Genomic DNA, 25,730 nt, shown 5'->3' on the forward strand with positions numbered 1-25,730 from the left:
CGGCCCGGGCTACCGGGCGTGGTCGCCGCCGCGCCGTACGACCAGGGCCGAGTTGGACCCCATGAGTCCCCTGCTGAGGACCAGGGCCGTGCGCAGTTCGGCGGGTCGGGCGTTCGACGTCACCAGGTCGAGGTCGTGGCAGATGTCGAACACGTTGGGGGTGGGAGGGATCTGGCCGTGCTCCATCGCGAGGACCGCGGCCGCGGTGTCCAGCAGGGGTGCCCCGCAGTAGGCCCGTCCGATTCCCGTCTTGGGCGCCGTGACGGGTACCCGGGTGCCGTGCGCCCCCAGGGCGTCGGCGATGGCCAGGGCTTCGGCGCGGTCCGCGGCCGGGACGCCGAGAGCGTCGGCGAAGACGACGTCGATCTCCTCCGGGGCGATGCCGGCCTCGGCGAGGGCGCCCCGGATCGCGTGGGCGAGTCCTTCGCGGGACCGCTCCCACTGGGAGGCCCCGGTGAACGTGGCCGCGTGCCCGGCCACCAGGGCCCGGACCTCCGCTCCCCGCTCGCGCGCACGCCGCTCGTCCTCCACGACGAGCATGGCGCCGCCTTCCGCGGGCACGAAGCCGCAGGCTCCCTCGGTGAAGGGACGGTAGGCGCGAGCGGGGTCCTCGACGGTACTGAGCTCGGGGTAGCCGAGCTGGCAGACCATCGAGTACGGGGCGAGCGGCGCCTCCGCGGCGCCGACGACCATCACGCCCGTGCCGCGCCGTACACCACGGGCGGCGTGCGCGATGGCGTCCAGTCCCCCGGCCTCGTCGCTCGCGACGACTCCGCACGGCCCCTTGAATCCGCCGCGGATGGAGATCTGGCCGGTGCTGGCCGCGTAGAACCAGGCGATGGACTGGTAGGGGCCGACGAACTTGGAGCCCTGGCCCCACAGTTTCTGCAGTTCACGCTGGCCGAACTCGCCGCCGCCCGATCCGGCGGCGGTGACCACGCCGATGTCGTAGGCGTCCTCGGGGCCGACCGCTCCGAGGCCCGCGTCGTCGATGGCGAGGACGGTCGCGGCCATCGCGAAGTGGCTGAAGCGGTCGGTCTGGACGAGGAAACGCTCCTCGATGAGGTCCGCGGCGTCGAAGGCCCGGACCTCACCCGCGACGCGCAGCGGCAGGTGTCCGCATCCCTCGCGGGTGATCCGGTCCAGGAAGCCGAGGCCTTCCCTGACGGACTTCCAGTAGGCGTCGGCGCGCAGTCCGTTGGGCGCGATGACACCGATGCCGGTGACGGCCGCGTGCCCGGGGCGCTGAGTGCTCATCGTGTCCTCCCAGCCGGCCCGGTCAGGAGCACCGCGGACTGGAATCCGCCGAACCCGCTGCCGACGGAGAGCACATTCCTGAGCTTCCGCGGGCGTGCGGTGCGCGGCACGTAGTCCAGGTCGCACTCGGGGTCGGGGGTTTCGTAGTTCGCCGTGGGCGGCACCACCTGGTGCTTCAGGGCGAGGACGCAGGCGACGACCTCGATCGCGCCGATCGCGCCCAGCGAGTGGCCCACCATGGACTTGATGGAGCTCATCGGTGTCCGGTGGGCGTGTTCGCCCAGGGACCGTTTGACCGCGGCGGTCTCGTGCCGGTCGTTCTGCCGGGTGCCGGAGCCGTGCGCGTTGACATAGTCGATGAGGGTGGGGTCGAGGCGGGCCTGGTCGAGCGTGCTGTCGATGGCCCGGGACATCTCCAGGCCCTCGCTGGTCAGACCGGTCATGTGGTAGGCGTTGCCGTAGGTGGCGTAGCCGCCGATCTCGCAGTAGATGTGCGCGCCGCGCGCCCTGGCGTGCTCGTACTCCTCCAGGACCAGTACGGCCGCGCCCTCGCCCATGACGAAGCCGTTGCGGTTGGCGTCGAAGGGCCGGGAGGCGTGCGCGGCGTCGTCGTTGTCGGGCGACGTGGCCTTGATGGCGTCGAAGCAGGCCATCGTGATCGGGGATATCGGCGAGTCGGACGCCCCGGCTATCAGGACGTCGGCCTGGCCTTCCTCGATGGTGTGGAAGGCGTATCCGACGGCGTCGAGCCCGGAGGTGCAGCCGGTGGAGACTGTCTGCACCGGTCCCTGCGCCCCGAACTGTTCGGCGACGACCGAGGCGAGGGTGCTGGGCGCGAACGCGAGGTGCAGTTTCGGGTCGGCCGCCCGGTGGTCCACGTCCCACCGCCGGCCCCGCTCGCTGACCTGGACGTAGTCGTGTTCCAGGCGGGTGGTGCCGCCGACGGCGCTGCCCAGGGAGACTCCGACGCGCCAGGGGTCTTCCTGGTCCGTGTCGAGGCCGGAGTCGCGGACGGCCTCTCCGGCCGCGACCACGGCGAACTGGATGTACCGGTCGGTGTGTTCGACCAGATCGGGGTCCAGGCCGTGCGCGAGCGGGTCGAAGTCGCATTCGGCGGCTATGCGCGAGCGCAGGCCCACCGGGTCGAAGAGCGTTATGCCACGGGTCGCGGTGCGGCCGCCTTCGAGGAGGTCCCAGAACGCCTTTGTCCCGGTGCCTCCCGGAGCGACCACACCGATGCCGGTGACGGCCACCCGGCGGGTCACTTTATGGCCCCGCTTCGTTCGGACGGCTGTCCGTGGTCCGGCGCGGACAGGTTGGGTACGGCGGTCATGAACTCGGGGCTCGGCACGGTGTCGTCGGTGGCCTCCGTGTCGACATGGCCGAGGCTCGGTCGCGGGGCGAGCGGGCCGAGGTGGAAGACCATGCGGGCCTCCTCGTCGCCGACGTTGCGGAAGCGGTGCCGCATGTCGATCGGGATCAGCAGGCCCTGGTCGGGCCTGAGCGCGAACGCCTCACCGTCCAGGTCCACCTCGAGGGCGCCGCTGACCACGTACACGAACTCCTCGGAGTACGGGTGGTAGTGCTCGCCGATGCGCTCGCCGGGCTGGATGATCGCCAGGCCCATGAAGCCGCTGGTGGACCCCGCCGTGGCGGGCGTGAGCAGGGCCCGGATGTCTCCTCCGCGCCTGCGGTTGGGTTCCGTCTCGCTCAGGTCCACGATGCGTGGATGGTGCTTGATCATGCTTGAACCTCCGGGTGTGGCGAGGACGTCTGATGACGTCCGGGTACGCGGGCTGCGGTGGTCCGTCAGGAGGGCCCCGAGCTCCGGTCGGTGACGGGCAGCATGTCGGCGTGCGACAGGAGGCGGTTGATGTTGCGTTCCGTCTCCAGGGAGCCTTCGACGCCGATCGCGGGGCCGTCGAGGAGGCGCTCCAGTTCGGCGGCCTTCTTGGCGCCCTTGAGGCCCAGGGAGGCGACGGGGTCGAGGTCGAGGTCGCCGGTGATGTCGATGAGCCGCACCACGATGTCGTCGCGCTGGAAGACGGTGCTGCTGTACACCGGGCTCGCCGGGTCGTCGGCCGCGGCCTCGTCCTGGTGGGCGAGCAGCCGGGCCAGTTCCATTCCGCAGCCCTTGCGGGCCGGGTAGAACAGGGCGTGCCGGGTGACCTTCGCGGGTTCCTCGCGGCCGGAGACCACGTGGTGCACGGCGGGGAGCGCCGCACGGGTGAAGAAGACCCGCGCCGAGTCGGGGTCGCTCAGGTCCCGGTCCTGCTCCAGGTAGGGATTGATGGCCTCCTCGACCGCCCGCACCTCGGGCTGGCGCGACACGTGGCGCAGTGCCGCGAGGAGGTCGCCCTCTACCTCCACGGCCCGCACGACGCGGTTGCCGTGCATGAACAGCGAGGTGCGGCGCAGCCGGGTGGTGTCGTCTACCTGGGCCTGGGGCGACTCGTACCCGGCCAGGATCTCCGCGACCTTCGACTCGGATCCGGGCTTGACGGTGAAGGTGAGGGCGTGGCGCGCGACTCCGTTGCCCTCGCGGGCCTCGACCTGCAGGGCCGACCTGGCCGGCTCCGGGGCGAGCGGCTCTGTGGGGCTGGTCTCGCGGAGGATGCTGTAGCGCATCGACCGGGTGTCCCGGACGCAGCTGTGCATGGGCCGGACGGTTTCGACGTGCTCCTCGCTGTTCACCCAGGCGAGGAAGGGCGGGGCGCTCTCCCACTCGCTGGTGATGAGCCACTGCGAGGGGTTCTCGATCGACTGGCAGAGCTGGTCACTGATGTGACCGGGGACCGAGGCGACCTGGTTGCGCATGAGTTCGTAGGCGTCGAGGAACTGCTGCTGGGCGCCTTCGTACAGGTCGAGCAGCAGGATCACCCGAAGCTTCGAGCCGTCGAAGGCCGACTGCGCGATACGTGCCGAGTTGGGCATTGCGGCACACCTCTCCTTTTCGTCACGGAAGTCAGGAACGACCGCGGTATCCGAAACGCCGGGGCCGCCATGAGCTGATCGTTGCCGCGTGTCCGGTACTCCGCGAGCCCCGCGGGTCAGGCGAGTGAACCGCGCGCCATCCGGGTGCCCCTGCCGTGCGAACCGGCCCGCACCGGGCATGGAATCTGCATCCCATCCCTGACTCGCGTCCCAGGCGGCGCTGGAGGCAATCGATGAACCGATTCGAAGAGGCCGGCGAGAACGGTCTCCATACGCCCGTCCTCATCGTGGGCGGCTCGCTGGTGGGCCTCTCGACCTCGCTGTTCCTGGGGCGCCTCGGGGTGCCGCACATCCTGGTCGAGCGTCACGCGGGTACGTCGATGCACCCGCGGGGGCGCGGCAACAACGTGCGCACCATGGAGATCTTCCGGGTGGCCGGGGTGCAGCGGCGCATCGAGGAGGCGGCGTCGGTCCTCGCCGACAACCACGGCATCCTCCAGACTCCGACCCTGGTGGGCGACGCCGGGGAGTGGCTGTTCAAGGAGATCGACCCCGGCGGCGGGCTGGCCCGCTTCAGCCCGGGAGCGTGGTGCCTGTGCAGCCAGAACGACCTCGAACCGGTGCTGCTGAAGAGTGCCCGGGAACTGGGCGGCGACCTGCGGTTCTCGACGGAGCTGATGTCGTTCGAGCAGGACTCCGAAGGAGTGACGGCGAAGGTCAAGAGCCGGGAGACCGGCGAGCACACGACGATCCGCGCGGACTATCTCGTCGCGGCGGACGGTCCGCGCAGCCCCATCCGCGACACGCTGCGCATCGGCAGGACCGGGCCGGGCGACCTGTTCCACAACGTGAGCCTCACGTTCACCTCGCGGGGCCTCGCGGAGGTGGTCGGCGACCGCCGGTTCATCGTCTGCTATCTGACCGATCCGGCGGCCGACGGTGCTCTGCTGCCCGTCGACAACAAGGAGCACTGGGTCTTCCACGCTCCCTGGCACCCCGAACACGGGGAAACGCTGGAGGAGTTCACCGACGAGCGCTGTGTGGAGCACATCCGGCGGGCCGTCGGCGTGCCGGATCTCGACGTGGAGATCACCGGCCGTGCGGCCTGGCACGCGGCCGAGCGGGTCGCCGAACGGTACGCGCAGGGACGGGTGTTCCTCGCCGGTGACTCGGCCCACGAGATGTCCCCGACCGGGGCGTTCGGCTCCAACACCGGTATCCAGGACGCCCACAACCTCGCCTGGAAGCTGTCCGCCGTGCTGGCCGGGTGGGCCGGCCCGGGGCTGCTGAAGTCCTACGACGCCGAGCGCCGGCCGGTCGCGGAGGCGACGAGCGCGCGCGCCTCGTCGCGTTCGGTGGAGCACAGCCACCCCGGCTACACCCCCGAGCCCGGAGCGGGCGGGCAGGGCGGGCAGGGCGGCCCCGGCGGCAGGAAGGGCGGGATCCTCAATGTGGCGCTCGCCTACCGCTACCCGAGGGGCGCGGTCCTGGGTGCCGATCCGGCAGCTCCCGTCGTGCCCGAGGGCGTACGGCTGACGGGCGAGCCGGGGAGCAGGGCGCCGCACATGTGGCTGACCCGCGCGGGCGCCCGGATCTCCACGCTCGATCTGTACGAGCGTTCCATGGTGCTGCTGAGCTCGGCGGAGGGCGCCGGCGGCTGGCACGCGGCGGCGAAGGACACGGCCCGGCAGCTCTCCGTCCCCCTCGACTCGTACCGGATCGGCGGCGGGCCCGAGGCGGACCTGGTCCCCGCGGGCGACATCACCTGGGCGGAGGCCCACGGTGTCGGGGCGGACGGCGCGGTGCTGGTCCGCCCCGACGGCTTCGTCGCCTGGCGGTCCGAGGGACCGTCCAAGGACCCCCGGACGACCCTGCGGAAGGCTCTGGTGGCCCTGCTGGACCAGGTCTGACCTGCCCCTTCCGGGCCGTCCGGGGACATCGCCCGGCGCGTCGGCCGGCAGCCGTCCCCACGGTGCACGGAAAACAGCCGGAGGCCGTATCGGAATTCCGATACGGCCTCCGGCCACGACTTCAACAGTCGGGACGACAGGATTTGAACCTGCGACCCCTTGACCCCCAGAAATGCGGCTTACCCCTTTTACCCACATACGCAACACGAAGTCAGGGTGCATGACGTGCGTTGACGTGTGTGCCGTTCAAGTGCGCGGACACCGTGCGGTCCCCAACTGGTCCCCAGAGCACAGACACCAAGGCGGCGACGTGGACGTCCCGGGTGATGGGTGTCGCTTCGGCGATTCCGAACGCGTGGAAGAGTTTATCCGCCAGCACCGACGCTGTCTGCACGATTCCGGTGCCGCCGTCAGCGAGGTCGTCCAGCAGTGCTGCTGCCTGACTATCGGCGTAGGCGCAGAACTGTGTGCTGAGTGCCACTCGCCAGCCGCTGGCGGGACTGACGTCGTCGATACGGAACGGCATCAGCGGGCGCATGTTCGGCGTGGGCGGGATCCGGACGTGCGTACCGCGGACTTCGATGCATCGGCCGCGCGCCGGCTGCACGCGCTCACCGAGGAGTTCCTGGCCCGGCGCCGAGGGTCAGTCGGCGGCGTAGGCCCGCAGGAAGGTGTCGACGGCAGCCTCGGCCAGCGCGCGCATCTCGGCCATGGTCACTTTGCGGGTGCCCAGCCGGGAGCGGGTCTCGAGCGGGCCGGTGATGAGGGCGAGCAGTTGCTCGGCCGCCAGGGCGGGGTCACAGGGGCGCAGGTGCCCGGAGAGGGTGAGCCGGGCGAGCCGGTCGGCCATCGCCTCGGCGATGCGCACGGACGTACAGCCCTGGACCACCGTGATGAGGTCGGGGAAACGGGCCACCTGGGCGTAGGTCAGCCAGCGCAAGGAGCGGGAGCGGCGGTCGCAACAGGAGCGGACGAGTTGGTAGGCGACGCCGTCGAGCGTCACCCGCAGGTCGTCCCCGGGTGTGCGCATGCGGTCCAGGACGGCGATGTTGCCGTCCATGACGGCGTGCGCGGCGGCCGTGAGGGTGGCCCTGAAGAGGGTCTCCTTGTCGGTGAAGTGGTTGTAGACCGTCGGCTTGGCCACACCCGCCCGCTCGGCGATCTCCTGCACCAGCGCCTGGACATAGCCGTGCTCGGCGAAGACGTCGAAGGCCGCGTCGAGGATGGCCTGCCGCTTGTCGATGCGCCCGCGCGGGGCCGTCCGTGCTGCCGTTGCCGCTGCTGATGCCATGCGCCCAGCGTATCCGGCGAGGGCCGGAACTGTACCAACTGTTTCAGTCTCCTGAACCAGCATGTTTCTATCCCGATGAGATTGGTAAATTGAACTCGCCGGTTCATTATTGAACCCGCAGGTTCAGTTGCAGCGACTCCGTCGGGAGACGAGATGACCACCCCTCAGGAAGACAAACTCGACCCGGCCTTACGGCGGTTGATCGGCGTGATCCTCATCGGCGGGATCATGGGCATCCTCGACGGCTCCATGACCGCCGTGGCCGTAGACACTCTCTCCACCCGCTTCGACGCCTCACTGAGCACCACCGGCTGGGTCTCGACCGGCTATCTGCTGGCGCTCACCGTCACCATCCCCGTCACCGCGTGGGCCGTGGAGCGGGTCGGCGGCAGGCGGCTGTGGCTGTCCGGCCTGGTGCTCTTCATGGCCGGCTCGATCGCCTCGGGGCTCGCCTGGGACATCGACAGCCTGATCCTCTTCCGCGTCGTGCAGGGCGTCGGCGCCGGGATCCTCGATCCGCTGATGCTCACGCTGCTCGCCCGTGCGGCCGGCCCCACGCAGGTCGGACGAGTGATGGGCGTGATGGGCATCGTCGGCTCCACCGGGCCCGTGCTCGGGCCGATCGTCGGCGGGGTCATCCTGCAAGGCCTCGACTGGCGATGGATGTTCTTCGTCAACGTGCCGATCGTGGTCGTCGCCTTCGTCCTGGCCCGGCGTACCCTGCCGGCCGAATCGCCGGAGGCTCGCGGTACCGTCGACCGGCTCGACATCCTGGGCGTCGCGCTGATCGGCCCCGGCGTCGCCTCCGGTGTGCTCGCGCTGTCGGAGGTGGCCCAGCGCGGCTCCTTCGCCACCTGGCAGGTGCTGCTGCCGCTGGCCCTCGCCGTCGCCCTGCTCGCAGGGTACGCCGCTCACGCGCTGCGCGCCCGCCGGACGCCGCCGCTGATCGACCTGCGGCTGTTCACCCGGCGCAGCTTCACCGCGAGCGTCGTCGCGGCGGCCGTGCTGGGGCTCGCCACCTTCGCGAGCATCTTCGTGATCCCGCTCTACTACCAACAGGTGCGCGGCTACGGCGTGTTCGAGTCCGGGCTGCGGCTGGCGCCCTTCGGCGTGGGCTCCGCGCTGGTAATGCCGCTCGCCGGGCGACTGTCCGACCGGTGGGGCTCGCGCAACCTGGCCCTCACCGGCGCGGCCGTCGCGCTGCTCAGCTCGCTGGCGTTCAGCCGTTTCGACGCGCAGACCGGCGAACTCTGGCCGCTGCTGGCCGCGTTCACCCTGGGCATCGGCACCGGTTCGGCCGGGGCGCCGGTGATCGGATCGGTCTACCGGACACTGCCCGGACATCTCGTCCCGCAGGGCAGCTCCGTGCTCTACATGCTGAACCAGTTGGGCGCGTCGATCGGCATCGCGGTGGTCGCGCTGCTGATGCAGAACGCCGGTGACGATCCCCGGTCCGGTTTCCACCTCGCCTACCTCGCCGTGGCGGTGGGACTGCTCGTCATGCTCGTCGCCAGTCTGTTCATCCCCGGACGCGTCGTCGCGACCGCGGAGCAGCCGGCCGTGGAGCCGGAGGCGGAGGCGGAACGGCCCGCCGTGCGCGCCGGGTCCCAGGAGAACGTCAACTGATCTTGGAGGAACGGAAGTCGTGAAAGAGGTGATGGCCTTGTCCGAGCAGTGGATCGACATCCTGCTGGCTCCGGAGCGCGACCGGCTGACCGTGGCGGAGGTCTGTCGCCGCCACGGCATCTCCCGCAAGACGTTCTACGTCTACCTCGCCCGTTTCCGCACCGAGGGAGCCGACGGGCTCGCACCGCGCTCACGGCGGCCCAAGAACTCCCCGGCCCGTACGGCGGGTGAGATCGAGTCGCTCGTCGTGCAGATCCGCGACGCGCAGCCGCGGTGGGGAGCCCGCCGCATCCACAACGAACTGGTGCGGCGCGCCGTGGTCGGTGTACCGGCCGTGTCCACCGTGCACGCCATCCTGCGCCGGCGCGGGCGGCTGCCCGAGAAGGTGACCGGCTGAGGAACACACGGTGGGCGGGGCATCCCCAGGGACGCCCCGCCCCCCGTCGTACGGTCGTCCGCTACCAGGTCACCGGCAGCCGGGCCACCCCGAAGACCAGAGCGTCGTCGCGGTACTCGACGGCGTCGAAGTCCACGGCGAGACGCAGTCCGGGCAGGCGGCGCAGCAGGGCCGGCAGCGCGATCTGCAGTTCCAGTCGGGCGAGTTGCTGCCCGATGCACTGGTGGGCGCCGAACCCGAACGCCAGATGGGCCACCGTCTTGCGCCGCACGTCGAGCCGGCCGGGCTCGTCGGCCACCAAGCCGGTGTCGTGGTGGGCGGCGAGTGTCGAGAGCAGGACCCGCTCCCCCGCCTTGACCGGCCGCCCCCCGAGTTCGAGGTCGCTGTCGGCCTGGCGGACCAGGGGCGGGGCCACCGCCAGCAGCCGCAGCAGTTCCTCGACGGCACCGGTCGCGGCGCTCTCGTCGTCGCGGACGACGGCGAGCTGATCGGGGTCCCGCAGCAGCGCCAGCGTGCTCAGCCCGATCATGCTGGACACGGTCTCGTGGCCGGCGACCAGGATGCTGTTGCCCATGCCGATCAGCTCGTCGTCGCTGAGCTCGCCGCCGTGCCTGCGGATCAGGTCACCGAGGATGTCGTCACCGGGCTCGGCGCGCTGACGGCGTACCAGGTCCCCCATGTAGGCGGCCATCGCGGCGAAGTTCTCCAACTGGGTCTGGAGCGAGTTGGCGACGTCGGTACCGATGGCACTGCGACGCTGGATGCCGTCACGGTCCTCGACGGGGACACCGAGCAGTTCGCAGATGACGAGCAGCGGCACCGGCCCCGCGAACCTCTCGATCAGGTCGGCGCCGGGACCGGCCTGTTCGAGGGCGTCGAGGCGGTCGTCGACGACACGCCGGATCGCGGGTGCCAGGGAGCGCACCCGTTTGACGGTGAACGCCCCGGAGAGCATGCGCCGGTAGTGGGTGTGCTCGTCGCCGTCGTAGTTGAGCAGGATGCCGGGCTGGTTCATCACGGTGCGCGGGCCGGTGCGGTCGAAGGCGAAACCGGCCTCGTAGCGCGGGTCGGCGAGCACCTGACGCACCTCGTCGGGCCGGGTCACCAGCACGGCGTCGAACTCCCCCAGTTGCGGGTTGGACGTGCGTACCCGCGGCAGTTCGGGGTCGTCGCGCAATCGTTCGAGCACCGGGTGGGGACGGAACGGGCAGCGGTCGGGACGCCGGTTGTGGGGCATGGGCGCGGCGGCGGTCATGACTCTCCTGTCAACGAGGGGAAGGCACGGTTTCAAAAGCGGTGAGCAGGGCTCGCGCGGTGCGGACGCGGCCGGGGCTGTTCCATCCCACGACGCCGACGAGCCGGCCCTCGGCCTTGACATGGGCGACGAACGCGCGGTCCGGGACGGAGCCCTCGACGACCCGCACCACGGCCCCGACAGGCACCGACCCGTGGACCTGGATCCGTGTCCCGAACTGATCGGACCAGACGTACGGCATGGGCCGGTAGGCGTCGCCGACGGCACCGAGGATCTGGGCTGCCACGAACAGACCCTGTTCGGTGGCGTTCGTACGGTTCTCCAGACGCACCCCGCGCGCGCCGCCCGCACCGCCGGAGCCGAAGCGGGCGACATCGCCGACCGCGTACACGTCGGTGGCCGCGCGGCAGCGGGCGTCGCAGACCACGCCGTCGTCGAGGGCGAGCGCGCTGTCGGCCAGCCAGTCCGTGGCGGGCCGTTGGCCGACCGCGACCACGACGACGTCGGCGCTCAGCACCGTGCCGGGCCCGGTGCGCACGCCGACGACCCGGCCTGCATCTCCGACCAGGCCGGTCACCACGGTCGAGGTGAGCAGACGCACGCCGTGCTCGACGTGCAACCGGGCGATTTCCGCGCCGAGTTGCGGGCCGAGCAGGCGCAGCATGGGCCCGGCGGCCGGCTCCACCACGGTCACCTCGCGCCCCAGGCCGCGGGCGGTGGCCGCGATCTCGCAGCCCAGCACCCCAGCGCCGACGACCACGACCTGGCGGGCGGTCAGCAGGTCGGCGCGCAGCCGTTCGCTGTCACCGAGGGTCCGCAGGGTGTGCACCCCGGCAAGGTCCGAACCGCCCGGCAGATGCTTGGCCTGCAGGCCGGTGGCCACCACGAGGGTGCGGTAGCCGAGTACCTGGCCGTCGCGCAGGGTGACGCGGTGTCCCGGTACGTCGAGGGCGACTGCGGCAGTGCCCAGACGCGCGTCGACGTCCAGCGCGTCGAGCTCGGCCGGGGTGCGCAGCCGAGCGCGCTCGGCCGGCCAGCGGCCGTCGAGGATGTGCTTGGACAACGACGGTCGGTCGTAGGGGAGTTCCGGTTCGGCGTCGACGAGGGCGAGCGAACCGGTGAACCCGCGCCGGCGCAGGCCCTCCGCCACCGTGAGACCGCCCGCCGACGCGCCGACGATCACCACGTCCGTGGTCACGACGGTGTCCGCACCACGCGGATGACCGCGGCGGGGCACAGCAGTGCCGCCTCGTGGGCGATGTCGTGGGCCGCGGCGGACGGCCTGGGGTCGAGGAGGACGACGACACCGTCCTCCTCCCGCTGGTCGAAGATCTCCGGGGCGGCGACGACGCAGTGCCCGGCGGCCACGCACCGGTCCTCGTCGACCGCGATCTCCAGCCCGCCGCTCGCGTGGGACGCGTTCATCGCAGCTCCTCGATGATCTCGGCGAACGCCTCCATCTCCGGCTCCAGCACGCTGAAGTAGCTCAGCCCGTACCTCTCACGCCGCTCCAGCAGCTGCTCGGCGCACTCCTTGGGCGAGCCGATCAGGAAGGAGGGCAGCTCGGCGAGCCGGCCGGCGTCGAGGTCCAGTTCGTTCTGCCACACGTCGGTGACCGCGCCGGACGCCGTCGAGGGCAACACGCGGTGGATGGGAACGTTCAACTCCACGTCCCGGGCACGTTCGCCGAGCAGGGTATGTACGTCCGCGATCCGCCGGGTGATCTCCTCGGGGCCGCCCAGGCGCAGTCCGTCGCCGTCGCGTACCGGCGCGGTGCCGGTGAAGCCGACGATGTCGGCATGCTCCGCGGCCAGGCGCAGCACGCGCGGGCCGCGCCCGGCGATGAGGATCGGAGGACCTTTCGGCTGGGCCGGCGGCGGAACCGTCTGCGGGTCGGCGAGGACCTTGCGCAGTTCCCGCACGGTGCGTTCGAGGTGGTCGACGCGTTCGCCGGCCGGAATCCAGGGCAGGCCCGCCCGGTCGAACTGCGCCTTGTCGTAGCCCGCTCCGAGGCCGATCTCGACCCGGCCGCCCGCGTAGTGGTCGAGGGTCGCGATGTCCCGGGCCAGGACCGTCGGCCGGTAGAAGACGGTGTTGAGCACGAGGGTGCCGATCCTGATGCGCTCGGTGGCCTCGGCGACCAGGGCGAGCGTCGCCAGCGGTGCGGGCATGCCGAGGTGGTCGGAGACGGAGACGACGTCGTAGCCGAGGCTCTCCGCCCGGCGCGCCTTGGCCACCCACTCGGCCCGGGTGGCGGGGGTGAACACGACGAGGCCGAACCGCAGGGGCCGGTTGTGCGGGCTGGTCACGGGTGAACCCTTCTGTCGAAAGCCATGGGCGCGGGTCAGCGCTGGTAGGGGCGGACGGCGCGGGCGGTGCGCAGGGCCTCGCCCCACCACACCAGACGGCTGAGCAGCGTCTTGGCCGCCACCTCGCTGTCCTCGGCGTCCCTGGGGGCGTCCCCGTCGAACCGGTTCCACACCTGGTGGAAGATCAACTGCTCGCGCAGCGGCACGGCGTGCAGCTCGGTGAAGACGTGGCGCAGGTGGGAGACGGCCCACAGGCCGCCGCTCATGCCGCCGTAGGAGACGAAGCCGACCGGTTTGGCCGCCCATTCGTCGAAGATCCAGTCGATGGCGTTCTTCAGGGCGGCGGGAATGGTGTTGTTGTACTCGGGTGTGACGACGACGAACGCGTCGGCGCGTCCGAGCCGGTCGGCCAGCCGATGCCGCAGGATCGCGGTCGCCTCGTCGGGCGCCTCACCGGGGGTCGCCTTCTCCAGCGGCAGGGGGAAGTCGACGAGGTCGACCAACTCCACGGTGAGGTCGCCGCGTTGCTCCGCCTGGCCGGCGAACCAGCGGGCGACAGTGGGCCCGAACCGGCCGTCACGGACGCTGCCGATGATGACGGCGACGTGCAACGGCGGCGCGGTGGACGGTTGTTCACTCATGACGGGACTCCCTTGGCGGATCGGCTGCGCAAGCCGGTGAGTGAGACGAGCACGCCCACCGCTCCGGCGAGCGCGATGGCGAGCAGCGCGGGCCGGTGGCCGGTGGCGTGGGTGAGCAGGGCGGCGACCAGCGGCAGCATCAGGACACCGCCGAGTTGGACGCCGGTCTGGTAGACGGGCACGGCCGCGGCGCGCGCCTCGGGGGTGAGGCCGTGAGTGGCCTGGAGGTTCAGCGCGGCGAACGACAGCACGAACGCGGCGCCCACCAGCAGCAGCGTCGGCAGCACCCCCACGGCGTACGACCGCGGCAACGGGCGCAGCAGGAGCAGCAGCTGTCCGGCGAGGGCGGCGACGGCCCCGGCGGCGATGGAGCCCGCGGTGCCGAACCGGGCGGTCAGGCGTCCGGCGAACGGGACGGCGACCGCGAGCGGGACGCAGGCGGGCAGCAGGGCCAGCGCCAGTTGCCAGGGACGCCAGCCGAACCGGTCCGCCGCGTGGAAGGTGACCAGGAGCAGCAGGGCGACGTAGGTGCCATTGAGCGTCGCCGCGCCGAGCGTGGAGCGGACCAGGGCGCCGTCGCGCAGGACGTGCGGGTCGAACCGGGGCGGGCCGCGGCGCTCGGTGCGCGGGACGACCTTCAGGCCCCAGCCGAGCAGGCCGAGGGCGACGGGGGCGGGGAAGAGGAACGTCCAGTGCCAGCTCACGGGGGTGAGCAGGCCGGACAGCAGGAGGCCGAGGGTGAAGCCGGCGGCGCCGAACAGCGAGTAGACCGACACCGCCCGGCGCAGCGGCGGTCCGTCGGGGAAGGTGGCGGCGATCAGTGCGAGGCCCGCGGGCGCGGTGAGCGCGGCGCAGCCGCCCTTGACCAGGCGTGCGGCGATCAGGACCCACAAGGACTCGCTCAGCCCGCCCACCACCGAGGCGGCGGCGAAGACGAGCAGGGCGGCGAGATAGCAGCGGCGCAGCCCCCAGCGGGCCGTGAGCCGCGGACCGAGCAGCAGGACTGCCGCGAAGCCGGCCGCGAAGCCGGTCAGCAGCCACTGCGCGGCCCAGATCGACAACTCCAGGTCGGCGGCGATCGACGGCAGGGCGACGAGCACCACGGACACCTCGATCGCGTCGAGGACCATGTTGCCGGAGAGCACGAACAGCAGCCGCTTGTCGCCCGGGGCGACGGGCGGGGACGCGAGGAGCGGCTCAGCCATGGACGGGCGCCCCGGCCGGTGCGGCCTCGGCGGCGGCCCGTTCGGCGAGCAGGACGGGCAGCCGCTCGCTGATCAGTTCGATGTTGCGGACCACGAGATCGTCCGGCATGCCCGCGATGCTCGCCCAGAAGATCAGGTGCCGCACGGGCAGACCGCGGATCCGCTCGTGGATGCGGGTGGCGGCGTCCTCCGGTGTGAGGATCTCCAGCAGGGACCAGGAGCCGTCCGCGGCCGGCGGCTGGGGGAAGTCCTCGGCCTTGAGCAGCGGCGGGCCTGGCAGGTCGGTGCCCTCCAGCGAGCCCTGCTGGTAGGTGTTCATCTGGTGGGCGAGGTGCGGGGCGACGCGCGGCCAGGCGGCCTCGGGGTCGTCGGCCAGGATGACGGGAAGCAGGTCCGACACCCGGGCGAGTTCCGGGTCGTGACCGCCCTCGATCAGGCCCTCGCGGTAGGGGCCGTACATCTGGTGGTTGATGTGCAGCAGCCCGATGCCGAGCCGGCCCGCGATGCGGGCGCCGCGCGGTCCGTAGAAGCCGCCCCACAGCGGTACCGGCGACTGCAGCGGTCCCGGGGTGATCCCGCCCTCCTCCCACAGCCGGCGCACCTCGCGGATGTTGGTCTCGACCTGGCGGAAGCGGCGGCCGTAGTCGGCGTCGAACAGGCGGTACTCGGGGATCCGGTAGCCGGCGCCGAAGCCGACCTCCAGGCGGCCGCCGCTGATGAGGTCGACGAGCGCGGCGTCCTCGGCGAGCTGGGCCGGCTTGTGCAGGTTGGGCAGCACGACGGCGGTACCGATGCGGACACGCCGGGTGCGGGCGGCCGCGGCCGCCGCGAAGGTCAGGGGCTGCGACAGATAGCCGTCCTCGAAGAGATGGTGCTCGGTGAACCACACGCCGCCCGCGCCCCGCCGGTCGGCCTCCTCGCAGTACTCCAGCGAGCGGGCGTAGTGGTCGGCCCACGGCCGGTGCCACGCTTGGGGGTTGCGCAGGTCGAAGAGAAGTCCGACGTCCATCGTCAGGTCTCCGTTCGCAACAGGGGCGGGCGTACGGGCTCGGTGCGTCCGGCGGCGGGCAGGCGGCCCAGAGGCGTGGTGAACACCCGGGCCACGAGGGAGCGCAGATCGCCGGGCACGCCCGGGTCGTCCACCAGGTCATGGGAGCGGGGGTACGGCGCGGTCGTCATCGGTGGTCGGATCCTTCCGTGGGCGGGCCGGGCGGTCAGCCGAGCAGCGTGCCGCCGCTGGCGTCGATGAAGGCGCCGGTGATCCAGCGGGCCTCGGAGGACGCCAGGAACGTCACCACGTCCGCCACGTCCACGGCCTCGCCGACCCTCTTGAACGCCGACAGCTGCGCCATCTGCTCCACCGCCTCGGGGATGTCGAACAGCGGGCTGCCGTTGTCGGTGATGCCGGGCGCCACGCTGTTGACGGTGATGCCGCGCGGCGCGAGGTGCCGGGCGAAGTGCAGCGAGAGCTGCTCGATCGCGCCCTTGGTCATGGCGTAGGCGACCTGGTCGGGGCTGGCGAACCGGGTGAGGCCGGAGGAGATGTTGATGATCCGGCCGCCTTCGCGCAGCAGTGGCAGCGCGCGCTGCACGACGAAGAAGGGTGCCTTGGCGTTGACCGCGAAGAGCCGGTCGAACTCCTCGGGGGTGACGTCCTCCGGCTGCACGCCGGCCGGGGTGGTGACGCCCGCGTTGTTGACCACGATGTCCAGCGCGGCCTCGCCGGTGCGCTCCTTCAGCCCCTGCTCGACGCCGAGGAACAGTTCGTGCACGTCCCCGGGGACGCCGAGTTCGGCGCGGACGGCGAAGGCGCGGCCGCCGTCGCCCTCGATCGACTCGACCGTCTCCCGTGCCGCGTCCTCACCGGTGGCGTAGTGGACGGCGACCAGCGCGCCCTCCTCGGCGAGACGGCGGGCGACGGCGCGGCCGATGCCCCGGCTGGAACCGGTCACCAGCGCCGTCCTGTGCGTGAGCCTGCTCATGGTGGAACTCCTGTCCTTCGGTGTCGTCTCGGGCGCGGGAAGCGGGGGCGGCGGGGCGAGGCCGCTGATCCGTCGGGCCAGGTGACGGCGCACCGGCCCCAACTCAACTAGATCGGCGAAGAGTTGACGCAAAGGCTCTACCTCCAGCCCGCCGAGCAGCAGGTACGACTGGGCCTGGATGTCGGTCAGGGTGCGGGTGCCGGCCGGACGCCGGATCCGGTCGTAGGTGTCGAGGTCACGGGAGGCGAGCCGGGCACCCAGTTCGGCCGCGTCCTGCAGGCCGAGGTTGAGGGCCTGTCCGCCCACGGGCATCTGGACGTGGGCGGCGTCGCCGGCGAGCAGTACCCGGCCCCGGCGATAGCGGGTGGCCTGGCGCCGGGTGTCGTCGAAGGCGTTCAGCCACAGCGGCTCGCCGTGGCCGATGTCCTCGCCGGTCACCTCCGCCCAGGCGGCGACGACCTCGTCGTAGCCCGGTGCTTCCGCGCGCGGTACGGGGGCGGTGCCGAAGACGTGCACCATGACGCGGGTGCTGCCGTCGGGCCAGCGGTGCGCGGTGGCAAGGCCGCGCGGGTGGCGTTCGAAGCGACGGTCGGGGATGTCGAGTCCGCGGACATCCGCTCGCAGCATCTCGCGCCGGGCGTCGCCGCCCGCGAATTCGAAGGGTGTCAGGTGGCGGACGGTGCTGTCGCCGCCGTCGCAACCGACGACATAGGCGCAGGTCAGCTGCTCATGGTCGCCGTCGGTGCCGACGGTCTCGACGAGCACGTCGGTGCCGCGGTCGCGCAGGGCGACCAGGCGCCTGCCGCGCCGCAGGTCCGCGCCGAGTGCCACGGCCCGTTCCCGCAGCACCGCTTCGAGCCGGGTCTGCGGGCACTTCCACTGGCCGGCGTGGCGGTGTGCGGGATCGGCCGCACGCAGGTCCAGGCGCAGGCCGCCGAAGTGGCCGGGGCCGCCGTCCGGGAGCGCGCCGAGCCGGTCGAGGATGCCGCGCTCTTCGAGCAGATCCATGGTGCGGGTGTGCAGGGTGGAGGCCCGTGACTCGGTCATCGGTTCGGTGCGCTGCTCCAGCACCACGGTCGGCACACCCCGCGTCCGCAGGTCGCCGGCGAGGAGCAGTCCGACGGGGCCCGCTCCGACGACGGCCACGGTCCTGGTCAACGGCGGGCTTCCGCGTACCGCTTGGCGTGGTCCAGGGTGGCCCGGCTGTTGGCACCGAGCGCGTCGCGGACGAACGTGCGGGCCTCGGGGACGTCGGCGTCGGGTCCGAGGACCTTGGTGATGTTGTCCGGCTGGAGGACGACGGTGTGCTGGGAGGTGGCGGTGACGGTTCCGTCCTCGTCGGTGCGGAACTCCCAGTACCCGGTGTGCAGGGACATCAGGGCGGGCAGCGTGGTCTGCTTGTAGGCGATGCGGTGGTGCGGGAAGCACACCCGCACGGACTCCGTGGTGTGCGTGGATCCGTCCACGGCCCGAGTGTCCATGCGCAGCACCTGAAGGCCCGGGGTGTCTTCGGTGAGGTCGACCGTGCTGACGTGCGGCAGCCGCTCGGTCCAGCGGTCGGCCTCGTTGACGAAGTCGTAGAGGTCCTTGGCGGAGCCGTCGACCTGGACGGAGTCCTCGAAGGAAAGGGTCAGCTCCGCGGTGCGGGTGGCCTCCTCCAGGCCGGCCTTCACCCCGGGCAGTTCCTCACGGCTGTTGCGGTCCACGGCCTCGTCGATCCAGGCCAGTCCCTCGGGGTCGTCGTCGACGGCCCGGTAGGAGTGCAGCAGCCGCAGACGGGTCTCCCGCTCGCCGCGCGGTTCGGCGATCCAGGTGCCGCTCATCTCGGCGACCGGCGGGGCGGAGACCTCCTGGCGGAAGGTGATGCGCAGCGCCTCGGGGTCCAGGTCGCGCCGGGAGGTCCAGTTCTTGGCCTCGCCGTTGGCGGTCGCCCAGATCCGGATGCGCTCCTGGCCGCCCTCCCTCTCCAGGTACTCGACGTACACCGAGGGCGGGAAGAGGCGCGGCCAGTTCTCCACCTCGGCGAGCAGCCGGTAGACATCGGCGGCCGGGGCGTGCACGGTGATCGCGTGCTCGACCTCGCGGACGGTCATCGTGAACTCTCTTTCGTCGCAGGGGTGGTGGGGCCGGTCAGAAGTTCCCGAGGCCGCCGCAGACGTTGAGGGCCTGCGCGGTGATGGAGGCGGCGGTGTCGGAGGCCAGGTAGCCGACGAGTCCGGCCACTTCCTCGGGGGTGGAGTAGCGGCCGAGCGGGATCTTGGCCTGGAACTTCTCGCGGATGGCGTCCTCTGTGGTGTCGTAGGCGGCGGCGTACCCGGCGCGCACCCGCTGGGCCATCGGTGTCTCGACGTAGCCGGGGCAGACGGCGTTGACGGTGATGCCGGTGGGGGCGAGTTCGTTGCCGAGGGCCTTGGTGAAGCCGACCACGCCGTGCTTGGAGGCCGAGTAGGGGGCACCCAGCACGACGCCCTGCTTGCCTGCGGTGGAGGCGATGTTGATGATCCGGCCGCGCTTCTTGTGGCGCATGCCGCCGGAGTTGAGGACCTCGCGGGTCACCAGGAACACGCTGGTGAGGTTGGTGGCGAGGACGTCGTCCCACAGGTCGTCGGCGATGTCCGCGGTGACTCCGCCGCCGCTGCGGCCGGCGTTGTTGACGAGGATGTCGATCGGGCCGTACCGGGTCACCGCGGCCCGTACCACTGCGGCGATCTGCTCCTGGGAGCGCACGTCGCCGGTGGTGCCGTCGACGTCGAGGCCGTCGTTCTGGAGGGACTTGACGGTCTCGGTGACCGCCGTCGCGTCCCGGGCGAACAGGAAGACCCGGTGGCCCTGCTCGGCCAGCAGCCGCGCCGAGGCGAGGCCGATGCCACTGGTGGCGCCCGTGACCAGGGCGACCCTGCTGTTCTCGGTCATGCGTTCGCGTCCTTTCGGAGCGGCCGGCGTCACGGCCGGACGGCGTCGGCGGCCGACAGATGGGTGTTGACGAGGTCGATGAGCACACGCGGGGTGCGGGCGTTGTCGAAGGCCTCCTCGTCGAGGCTGATGCCGTATCTGCGCTCGATGCGCCCGGCGGTCTCCAGCAGGGCGAGCGACTCGTAGCCGAGGTCCTGGAAGTCGGAGTCGGCGATGTCGCCGTCGAGGTCGACGCCGTCGTCGGCGCCGGCGGCCTCGAGGAGGATCGTCCGAAGGTCGGACAGGGTGAATTCCGTGTCGGCCATGTCGGGCCTTTCGTCAGGGAGTGGGGGCGTCGGCGGCCCGTACGACGAGGGCGGAGTTGAATCCGCCGTGGCCGCGAGCGAGGACGAGGGCGCCGCGCAGCCGGGCCGGGCGGGGGGCGCCGGTCACCAGGTCGATGTCGTAGGCGGCCGACGGAACGGAGCCGGTGGTCGGTGGGATCACGCCGTCGCGGATCGACAGCAGCGCGGCGGCCAGGTCGAGCGGGGCGGCACCGGAGTAGAGCCGGCCCGTCGTCGTCTTCGGCGCGGTGACCGGCACACCGCGGACACCGAACACCTTGGTGATGGCCTCGGCCTCGGTCCGGTCCAGTTCGGGCACGGCGGCGGCGTCGGCGAAGACCACGTCGATGTCGCCGGGATCCAGCCGGGCGTCGCCGAGGGCGAGTTCGATGGCGTGCTGGAGGGTGGGGGTGCGGTCGCTGCCGGGGCGCGGGTCGACGGTGGAGGCGTGGCCGGCGATCTCGCCGTACACCCGGGTCGCACCACGTGCGCGGGCGTGTTCCTCGGCCTCCAGGACGAGCAGCGCACCGCCCTCGCCGGGTACGTGGCCCGCGGCACGGTCGTCGAAGGGCAGATAGGCGTGCTCGGGGTCGGCGGCGGTGCTGAGCCGGCCGCTGGTCAGCTGTGCCACCCAGCCCCAGGGGCAGATCGAGGCGTCGACCGCGCCGGACACCACCACCGAGGTGCCCTTGCGGATCTGCCGGCGCGCCTGGGCGAGGGCGTCGAGGCCGCCTGCCTGGTCGCTGACGATGACGCTGCTGGGGCCGCGCAGTCCGCCGCGGATCGAGATCTGTCCGCTGTTGACGGCATAGAACCAGGCGAACGACTGGTAGGCGCTGACGTGCTGGCCCCCCTTGCTCCACAGCGCCCGCAGCTCGTTCTGGCCGAACTCGAAGCCGCCGGAGTGGCTCGCGGTGATCACACCGACGTCGTAGTCCGGCAGGTCGGCCGGGACGACGCCGGCGTCCGCGAACGCCCAGTCGGCGGCGACCAGCGCGAGCCGGGTCATGCGGTCGGTCTGCGGCAGCAGCCGGCCGGGCAGGTGTGCGGCGGCGTCGAAGCCGGTGATCTCGCCGGCCAGCCGGGAGGGGTACGGCGTCGGGTCGAAGCGGGTGATCCGGCGGATCGCCCTCCGTCCGGCGAGCGTGGCCGCCCAGTACTCCTCGACACCGAGTCCGGTGGGCGCGATCACGCCGAGGCCGGTGACGAGCGTGCGCCGGCTCATCGGTGCGTCCGCTCGGGGTCGGTCAGCACGATCGCGCTCTGGAACCCGCCGAAGCCGCTGCCCACCGACAGGACGGAGTCCGTGAGCTGGTCCCGGGCGGTCAGCGGGACGTAGTCCAGGTCGCACTCGGGGTCGCGCGCGTGCAGGTTCGCGGTCGGCGGGACGACGTCGTGGACCATGGCGAGAACGGAGGCGGCGATCTCGATCGAACCGATGGCGCCCAGCGAGTGCCCGACCATCGACTTGATGGAGCTGACCGGGGTGCGGTAGGCGTGGTCGCCGAGGCTGCGCTTGAACGCGGCGGTCTCGTGCCGGTCGTTCTGCTTGGTGCCGGACCCGTGCGCGTTGATGTAGTCGATGTCCTGCGGGTTCAGCCGGGCCTCGTCGAGCGCGACCCGGATCGCCTCCGCCATCTCCTTGCCGTCGGGGCGCAGGCCCGTCATGTGGAAGGCGTTGGAGCGGGTGGCGAACCCGGCGACCTCGGCATAGATCCGCGCGCCGCGCGCCCGGGCCCGCTCCAGTTCCTCCAGGACGAACACCGCGGACCCCTCTCCCAGGACGAAGCCGTTGCGGCTGGCGTCGAAGGGGCGCGAGGCGTGTTCGGGGTCGTCGTTGCGCGGGGTCGTCGCCTTGATCGCGTCGAAGCAGGCGACGGTGATGGGTGAGATGGGCGCGTCGGTGGCGCCCGCGACCATCACGTCCACCGTGCCCTCGCGCACCAGATCGGCGGCGTAGCCGACGGCGTCCAGGCCCGAGGTGCAGCCGGTCGAGACGACCGTGGCCGGGCCCTCTGCGCCGACCGCCCACGCGACCTCCGTCGCGAAGGAGCTCGGCACCATGTAGTTGTACAGATGCGGTACGGCGTAGGTGTGGTCCACCAGGTCCAGGCGACCGCCGTCGGAGACCGTGCGGTATTCCTGGTCCAGGCCCATGGTGGCACCGACCGCGCTGCCGATGGTGACGCCGGTGCGGCGGGGGTCGATCGCCTCGAAGGCCAGGCCGCTGTCCGCGACGGCCTCGCGGGCGGTGATGACGGCGAACTGCGCGGCCCGGTCCATGCGCCGGATCTCCTGCGGGGTGAGGCCGGACAGTTCGGGGTCGAAGTCGACCTCGGCGGCCACCTGTGAGCGGAACGGCGCGGGATCGAAGAAGGAGATACGGCGGGTGGCGGTGCGGCCGTCGGTGAGCAGGTCCCAGAACGCCTTGGCGCCCTGCCCGCCCGGCGCGGTGACTCCGACGCCGGTGATGACCACGCGCCTGGGGGACGTGCCGGCCATCAGGCCCTCCACTCGTAGAAGCGACGGGCCATGGCGTCCGCGGGCGAGCGCCAGGTCGCCGGATCGTAGGCCTCGATGTGCGGCTTGAGGTCCTCGCTGATCGCGACGAACCGCGGGTCGGACTTGGCCCCCTCGATGCGTCCGGCCCCGTCGTCGGCGTCGAAGTCCTGCAGGTGGAAGTAGAGCCCCCGGTATGCGAAGAGCTGCCGGCGCCGGGTGCCCATGCGGCCGGGCATGGCGGTTCGGTCGAAGGCGTCGAAGAGCCCGGCGACGTGTTCGGCCGAGGCGGGCGCCATCCTGGCCACGATCAGTGTGCTATGCATCGTTCTCCTTCTGTCTCTTGGTGGCGGTGCCGGCTCAGCGGGCCGGACCGAACCAGCGCTCCAGCGCCGTCCGCAGGTCGTGGTGGCTGCCGGGCGCGGCCCAGGCGAGGTGCCCGTCGGGCCGCACCAGCGCGGCCGAGGTGGTGCTCAGGGGGCTGTCGTCGGGGATCCCGTGCGCGGTGGCGGTGACGATGTCGACGCGGTCCCTCCAGCCGTCGGCACGACGGCGGAGCGTGGCGTTGCCGGCGAGGTCCAGCAGCACCCCCCGTCCGAAGCGCAGCAGTTCGGTGCTGGTGGTACGCCGGGCCCCGCGGTCCAGGGTCAGTTCGGGCAGTCGGGCGCCCAGCAGCGGGTGCGGGCCGCCGCCGACGTCGTAGCGGATGTCGAGACCGCTGACCCGGCCGGCGAGGTGGCGGGCCACCTCGGTGTGGTCCAGGAGTTCGGTGAGGATCTCCCGGACGGGGCTCACCTCCTCGCCGCCGAGGATGAGCAGGCTCTGCGCGCGGGTGTTGGCCAGCAGCCGGCGGCCGACGGGGTGGCGCTCCTCGTGGTAGGTGTCCAGCAGGCCTTCGGGTGCCGTGCCCCGCGCCACGGCGGCCAGTTTCCAGCCGAGGTTGACGGAGTCCTGGACGGAGGTGTTCATGCCCTGCCCGCCGGCCGGGAGGTGGACGTGGGCGGCGTCCCCCGTGAGCAGGACGCGTCCGCGCCGGTAGCGCGTCACCTGGCGGGCGGCGTCGGTGAAGGCGCTGACCCACACCGGTTCGGCGGTGGAGATGTCGGTGTCGGTCAGCCGCTTGAAGACGTCCGCGACCTCGCTGAACTCCGGTGGCGCGGTGCGCCGGACGGGGGGTGTGCCGCGTTCGGCGGCGATGATGCGGGTGATGTCGTCGGGCAGGTGGGCGACCATCACCAGGCCTCCCGCGAACGGGTCGGCGGTCATCTTGGGCGGGAGGTCCACCCCGCGCACGTCGGCGAGGTACAGCTCGGTCGTCGCGGGCGTGCCGGGGAAGTCGAAGCCGGCGAGCCCGCGTACCGTGCTGCGGCCGCCGTCGGCGCCGACGACGTACCGTGCCCGCAGGGCGTGTTCGGCTCCCTCGACGCCGACGTCCACGCCGTCGGCGTCCTCGGTGAGCCCGGTGACCTCCTGGCCGCGCCGGATCTCGGCGCCCAGCTCGCGTGCCCAGGACTCGAGCACGGCCTCGGTTCGGGACTGCGGGACGGTGCGGGCGGCGCCGTGCGCGGCGCCGAGGACGGTGAGGTCGAGCGGCAGTCCGCCGAAGTGGCCGGCGGCGCTGGTCTCGATGTCTCCGAAGCGGGGCAGCAGGCCGCGCTGGTCGAAGAGCTCCATCGTGCGGATGGTGAACCCGATGCCGCGGGACTCGCCGGTGCGGTGGGCCAGGCGGTCGAGGACGAGGACGTCGACGCCGGCCAGGCGCAGTTCTCCGGCCAGCATGAGTCCGGCGGGTCCGGCACCGACGACGATGACGGAGGCGTCCATGCGTGTCTCCCCTCGGAGGTGGGCGGTGCGGCGGGCGATCGGAGGTGGGCCGTGCCGGGTGCGGGCTGGGCGCCACCGGGTGCGCTTGGCGGTGACGCGTCACCGGGCGCGACACGGAGGTGATGCGTCACCGGGCCGGTTCAGAGGTAGGCCGTGTTGGGCTCCAGGCCGCACAGGGACCTGCCGTACAGCTCGACGTTGACGCCGGGTGTGATCATGGCGTGCAGGGAGGCCGCGTGGAGGTCCCGCTGGATCCGGGTGATCGGCACGTCCCGGTGGATCGACGAACCGCCGCTCGCCGCCGCGAGGATGTCGACCGCGGCCTTGCACTGGCGGGCGATCCAGCCGATCTGCACCCGGGAGGAGACCCGCTCCTCGGTGGTCCACGGCTCGTCCCGGCCGGTCTTCGCGGCGATGAGGCCGGTGAAGCGGCGGGCGCGCAGTTCGGCGTCCTCGATGAGCAGTGCCGCCTCGCCGACCTGGAGGTGGGTGAGCGGTGCCTCGCGCTGGCTGGGGTAGTCGGTGTACGTCAACGGGCGGCCCGGGAGCCGTTCGAGGAAACTCGCCAGCGCGTACCTCGCCGCGCCGATGAGCTGGCCGCTCTGGATCGCGTTGGTGGTGACGAGGACAGGCACCCGGTAGTGCGGCTTGGGGCCGTTGATCCGTGACTTGGAGACGTTCTGGTAGAAGTCGACGCCGGTGATCACGCGGTGCTCGGGGACGAAGAGGTCCTCGGCGACGGTGGTGACGCTGCCGGAGCCCTGGAGTCCGATGGTGTGCCAGTCGTCCTCGATCCGCAGATCGGCGACCGGGGTGAGGCAGAAGAGGGGAACGGGCTCGGCGGCCGGGTCCTCGGGCAGGGCCACGTTGATCTTCCACTGGCTGTGCAGGACCCCGCTGTTGAACCGCCAGGTGCCGTTGAGGACGTAACCGCCCTTGGTTCGCCGGGCGGTACCGGTGGCCGCGGTGGTGCCGCTGACGCGGACGTGGGGGTCGGCGAACACCTCGTCGAGCGCCTCGTCGGGCCACAGGGCGGTCATCCAGCCCAGCGCGGCGTAGACGGAGAGGCAGAAGGCGACGGAGCTGTTGCCTTTGCCGATCTCGGCGAGCACGTCCACGAAGGTGCGGGCGTCCGACTCGTGTCCGCCGTACTGCGCGGGGACCTGCATGCGCAGCAGGCCGGAGTCCTCGATCGCCGTGACGACGTCCTGCGGCAGCCGCCGGTGCTCGTCGATCCACAACGCCCGTGAGCGCAGCAGGGGTACCAGCTTGGCGGCGGCGTCGACGAGTTCGTCGCGGGTCGGTGCGGTGGGATGCGGCATCAGGTCCTCCGGCGGTGGCGGCTTCGGGTCAGGGACACGGCA

At 72.0% G+C, this 25,730-nt stretch carries 26 protein-coding genes; 3 read left to right on the top strand and 23 right to left on the bottom strand.

Annotated elements, in window-relative coordinates:
* Positions 1 to 9 precede the first annotated feature (9 nt).
* The 4 genes from OG780_RS06595 to OG780_RS06610 all read right to left on the bottom strand — a co-directional run bounded on the left by OG780_RS06595 (position 10) and on the right by OG780_RS06610 (position 4,191).
* Positions 10 to 1,257 (bottom strand): ketosynthase chain-length factor, encoded by a 1,248-nt coding sequence (locus OG780_RS06595; protein WP_328445621.1) that lies wholly within the window; start codon positions 1,255 to 1,257, stop codon positions 10 to 12.
* On the bottom strand, positions 1,254 to 2,522 hold the full coding sequence (locus tag OG780_RS06600; protein ID WP_328445623.1) for a beta-ketoacyl-[acyl-carrier-protein] synthase family protein: 1,269 nt from the start codon (positions 2,520 to 2,522) through the stop codon (positions 1,254 to 1,256). Before OG780_RS06600 ends, OG780_RS06595 begins: the two co-directional genes overlap by 4 nt.
* Positions 2,519 to 3,001, bottom strand: a complete 483-nt coding sequence (locus OG780_RS06605) for a cupin domain-containing protein (RefSeq protein WP_326784249.1) — start codon at positions 2,999 to 3,001, stop codon at positions 2,519 to 2,521. Before OG780_RS06605 ends, OG780_RS06600 begins: the two co-directional genes overlap by 4 nt.
* A 65-nt stretch (positions 3,002 to 3,066) precedes the next feature.
* Entirely contained in the window at positions 3,067 to 4,191 is a 1,125-nt protein-coding gene (locus OG780_RS06610; protein WP_328445625.1) for a SchA/CurD-like domain-containing protein, read from the bottom strand.
* Positions 4,192 to 4,424: 233 nt separating this feature from the next.
* On the opposite strand from OG780_RS06610, the gene OG780_RS06615 reads away from it, so the two are divergent.
* Positions 4,425 to 6,101, top strand: coding sequence for an FAD-dependent oxidoreductase (locus OG780_RS06615; protein WP_328445627.1), 1,677 nt, complete (start codon positions 4,425 to 4,427; stop codon positions 6,099 to 6,101).
* Between the two features lie 211 nt (positions 6,102 to 6,312).
* On the opposite strand, the gene OG780_RS06620 is transcribed toward OG780_RS06615, so the two are convergent.
* The gene (locus tag OG780_RS06620) at positions 6,313 to 6,627 is read right to left on the bottom strand and encodes a hypothetical protein (protein ID WP_328445629.1); all 315 of its coding nucleotides are present in this window, start codon (positions 6,625 to 6,627) and stop codon (positions 6,313 to 6,315) included.
* Between the two features lie 117 nt (positions 6,628 to 6,744).
* On the bottom strand, positions 6,745 to 7,392 hold the full coding sequence (locus OG780_RS06625; RefSeq protein ID WP_328445631.1) for a TetR/AcrR family transcriptional regulator: 648 nt from the start codon (positions 7,390 to 7,392) through the stop codon (positions 6,745 to 6,747).
* Positions 7,393 to 7,545: 153 nt separating this feature from the next.
* On the opposite strand from OG780_RS06625, the gene OG780_RS06630 reads away from it, so the two are divergent.
* Complete coding sequence (locus OG780_RS06630) at positions 7,546 to 9,018, top strand: MDR family MFS transporter (RefSeq protein WP_328445632.1); 1,473 nt, start codon at positions 7,546 to 7,548, stop codon at positions 9,016 to 9,018.
* A gap of 19 nt (positions 9,019 to 9,037) precedes the next feature.
* Complete coding sequence (locus OG780_RS06635) at positions 9,038 to 9,415, top strand: helix-turn-helix domain-containing protein (protein ID WP_328445634.1); 378 nt, start codon at positions 9,038 to 9,040, stop codon at positions 9,413 to 9,415.
* Between the two features lie 61 nt (positions 9,416 to 9,476).
* Here OG780_RS06635 and OG780_RS06640 read toward each other — a convergent pair whose 3' ends face one another.
* The 17 genes from OG780_RS06640 to OG780_RS06720 form a co-directional block, all read right to left on the bottom strand.
* Complete coding sequence (locus OG780_RS06640; protein ID WP_328445636.1) at positions 9,477 to 10,670, bottom strand: cytochrome P450; 1,194 nt, start codon at positions 10,668 to 10,670, stop codon at positions 9,477 to 9,479.
* A gap of 10 nt (positions 10,671 to 10,680) precedes the next feature.
* Positions 10,681 to 11,868, bottom strand: a complete 1,188-nt coding sequence (locus OG780_RS06645) for an NAD(P)/FAD-dependent oxidoreductase (RefSeq protein WP_328445638.1) — start codon at positions 11,866 to 11,868, stop codon at positions 10,681 to 10,683.
* Positions 11,865 to 12,068 (bottom strand): ferredoxin, encoded by a 204-nt coding sequence (locus tag OG780_RS06650; protein WP_328457936.1) that lies wholly within the window; start codon positions 12,066 to 12,068, stop codon positions 11,865 to 11,867. Before OG780_RS06650 ends, OG780_RS06645 begins: the two co-directional genes overlap by 4 nt.
* Before the next feature lie 23 nt (positions 12,069 to 12,091).
* Positions 12,092 to 12,979, bottom strand: coding sequence for a TIGR03621 family F420-dependent LLM class oxidoreductase (locus OG780_RS06655; protein WP_328445640.1), 888 nt, complete (start codon positions 12,977 to 12,979; stop codon positions 12,092 to 12,094).
* Between the two features lie 35 nt (positions 12,980 to 13,014).
* A complete protein-coding gene (locus tag OG780_RS06660) occupies positions 13,015 to 13,620 on the bottom strand; it encodes an NADPH-dependent FMN reductase (RefSeq protein ID WP_328445642.1) in 606 nt (201 codons plus the stop codon).
* A complete protein-coding gene (locus OG780_RS06665; RefSeq protein ID WP_328445644.1) occupies positions 13,617 to 14,825 on the bottom strand; it encodes an MFS transporter in 1,209 nt (402 codons plus the stop codon). Before OG780_RS06665 ends, OG780_RS06660 begins: the two co-directional genes overlap by 4 nt.
* Positions 14,818 to 15,834 (bottom strand): LLM class flavin-dependent oxidoreductase, encoded by a 1,017-nt coding sequence (locus tag OG780_RS06670; RefSeq protein ID WP_328445646.1) that lies wholly within the window; start codon positions 15,832 to 15,834, stop codon positions 14,818 to 14,820. Before OG780_RS06670 ends, OG780_RS06665 begins: the two co-directional genes overlap by 8 nt.
* 2 nt (positions 15,835 to 15,836) lie before the next feature.
* Positions 15,837 to 16,004, bottom strand: coding sequence for a hypothetical protein (locus OG780_RS06675; protein ID WP_328445648.1), 168 nt, complete (start codon positions 16,002 to 16,004; stop codon positions 15,837 to 15,839).
* Between the two features lie 35 nt (positions 16,005 to 16,039).
* Positions 16,040 to 17,965 (bottom strand): SDR family oxidoreductase, encoded by a 1,926-nt coding sequence (locus tag OG780_RS06680; RefSeq protein ID WP_328445650.1) that lies wholly within the window; start codon positions 17,963 to 17,965, stop codon positions 16,040 to 16,042.
* The gene (locus OG780_RS06685; RefSeq protein ID WP_328445652.1) at positions 17,962 to 18,900 is read right to left on the bottom strand and encodes an aromatase/cyclase; all 939 of its coding nucleotides are present in this window, start codon (positions 18,898 to 18,900) and stop codon (positions 17,962 to 17,964) included. The genes OG780_RS06680 and OG780_RS06685 overlap by 4 nt, the downstream gene beginning before the upstream one ends.
* A 37-nt stretch (positions 18,901 to 18,937) precedes the next feature.
* Positions 18,938 to 19,720 (bottom strand): 3-oxoacyl-ACP reductase FabG, encoded by a 783-nt coding sequence (gene fabG / locus OG780_RS06690; RefSeq protein ID WP_328445654.1) that lies wholly within the window; start codon positions 19,718 to 19,720, stop codon positions 18,938 to 18,940.
* 29 nt (positions 19,721 to 19,749) lie between these two features.
* Entirely contained in the window at positions 19,750 to 20,025 is a 276-nt protein-coding gene (locus tag OG780_RS06695; RefSeq protein ID WP_328445656.1) for an acyl carrier protein, read from the bottom strand.
* A 13-nt stretch (positions 20,026 to 20,038) separates the two neighbouring features.
* Positions 20,039 to 21,268, bottom strand: coding sequence for a ketosynthase chain-length factor (locus OG780_RS06700; protein ID WP_328445658.1), 1,230 nt, complete (start codon positions 21,266 to 21,268; stop codon positions 20,039 to 20,041).
* Positions 21,265 to 22,545, bottom strand: coding sequence for a beta-ketoacyl-[acyl-carrier-protein] synthase family protein (locus tag OG780_RS06705; protein WP_328445660.1), 1,281 nt, complete (start codon positions 22,543 to 22,545; stop codon positions 21,265 to 21,267). Before OG780_RS06705 ends, OG780_RS06700 begins: the two co-directional genes overlap by 4 nt.
* The gene (locus OG780_RS06710) at positions 22,545 to 22,868 is read right to left on the bottom strand and encodes a TcmI family type II polyketide cyclase (protein WP_328445662.1); all 324 of its coding nucleotides are present in this window, start codon (positions 22,866 to 22,868) and stop codon (positions 22,545 to 22,547) included. The genes OG780_RS06705 and OG780_RS06710 overlap by 1 nt, the downstream gene beginning before the upstream one ends.
* Positions 22,869 to 22,902: 34 nt before the next feature.
* On the bottom strand, positions 22,903 to 24,366 hold the full coding sequence (locus OG780_RS06715; protein WP_328445664.1) for an FAD-dependent monooxygenase: 1,464 nt from the start codon (positions 24,364 to 24,366) through the stop codon (positions 22,903 to 22,905).
* A 140-nt stretch (positions 24,367 to 24,506) separates the two neighbouring features.
* A complete protein-coding gene (locus tag OG780_RS06720) occupies positions 24,507 to 25,688 on the bottom strand; it encodes an acyl-CoA dehydrogenase family protein (RefSeq protein ID WP_328445666.1) in 1,182 nt (393 codons plus the stop codon).
* Between the last annotated feature and the right edge of the window lie 42 nt (positions 25,689 to 25,730).

The organism is Streptomyces sp. NBC_00386 (assembly GCF_036063235.1).
Lineage (GTDB): Bacteria > Actinomycetota > Actinomycetes > Streptomycetales > Streptomycetaceae > Streptomyces.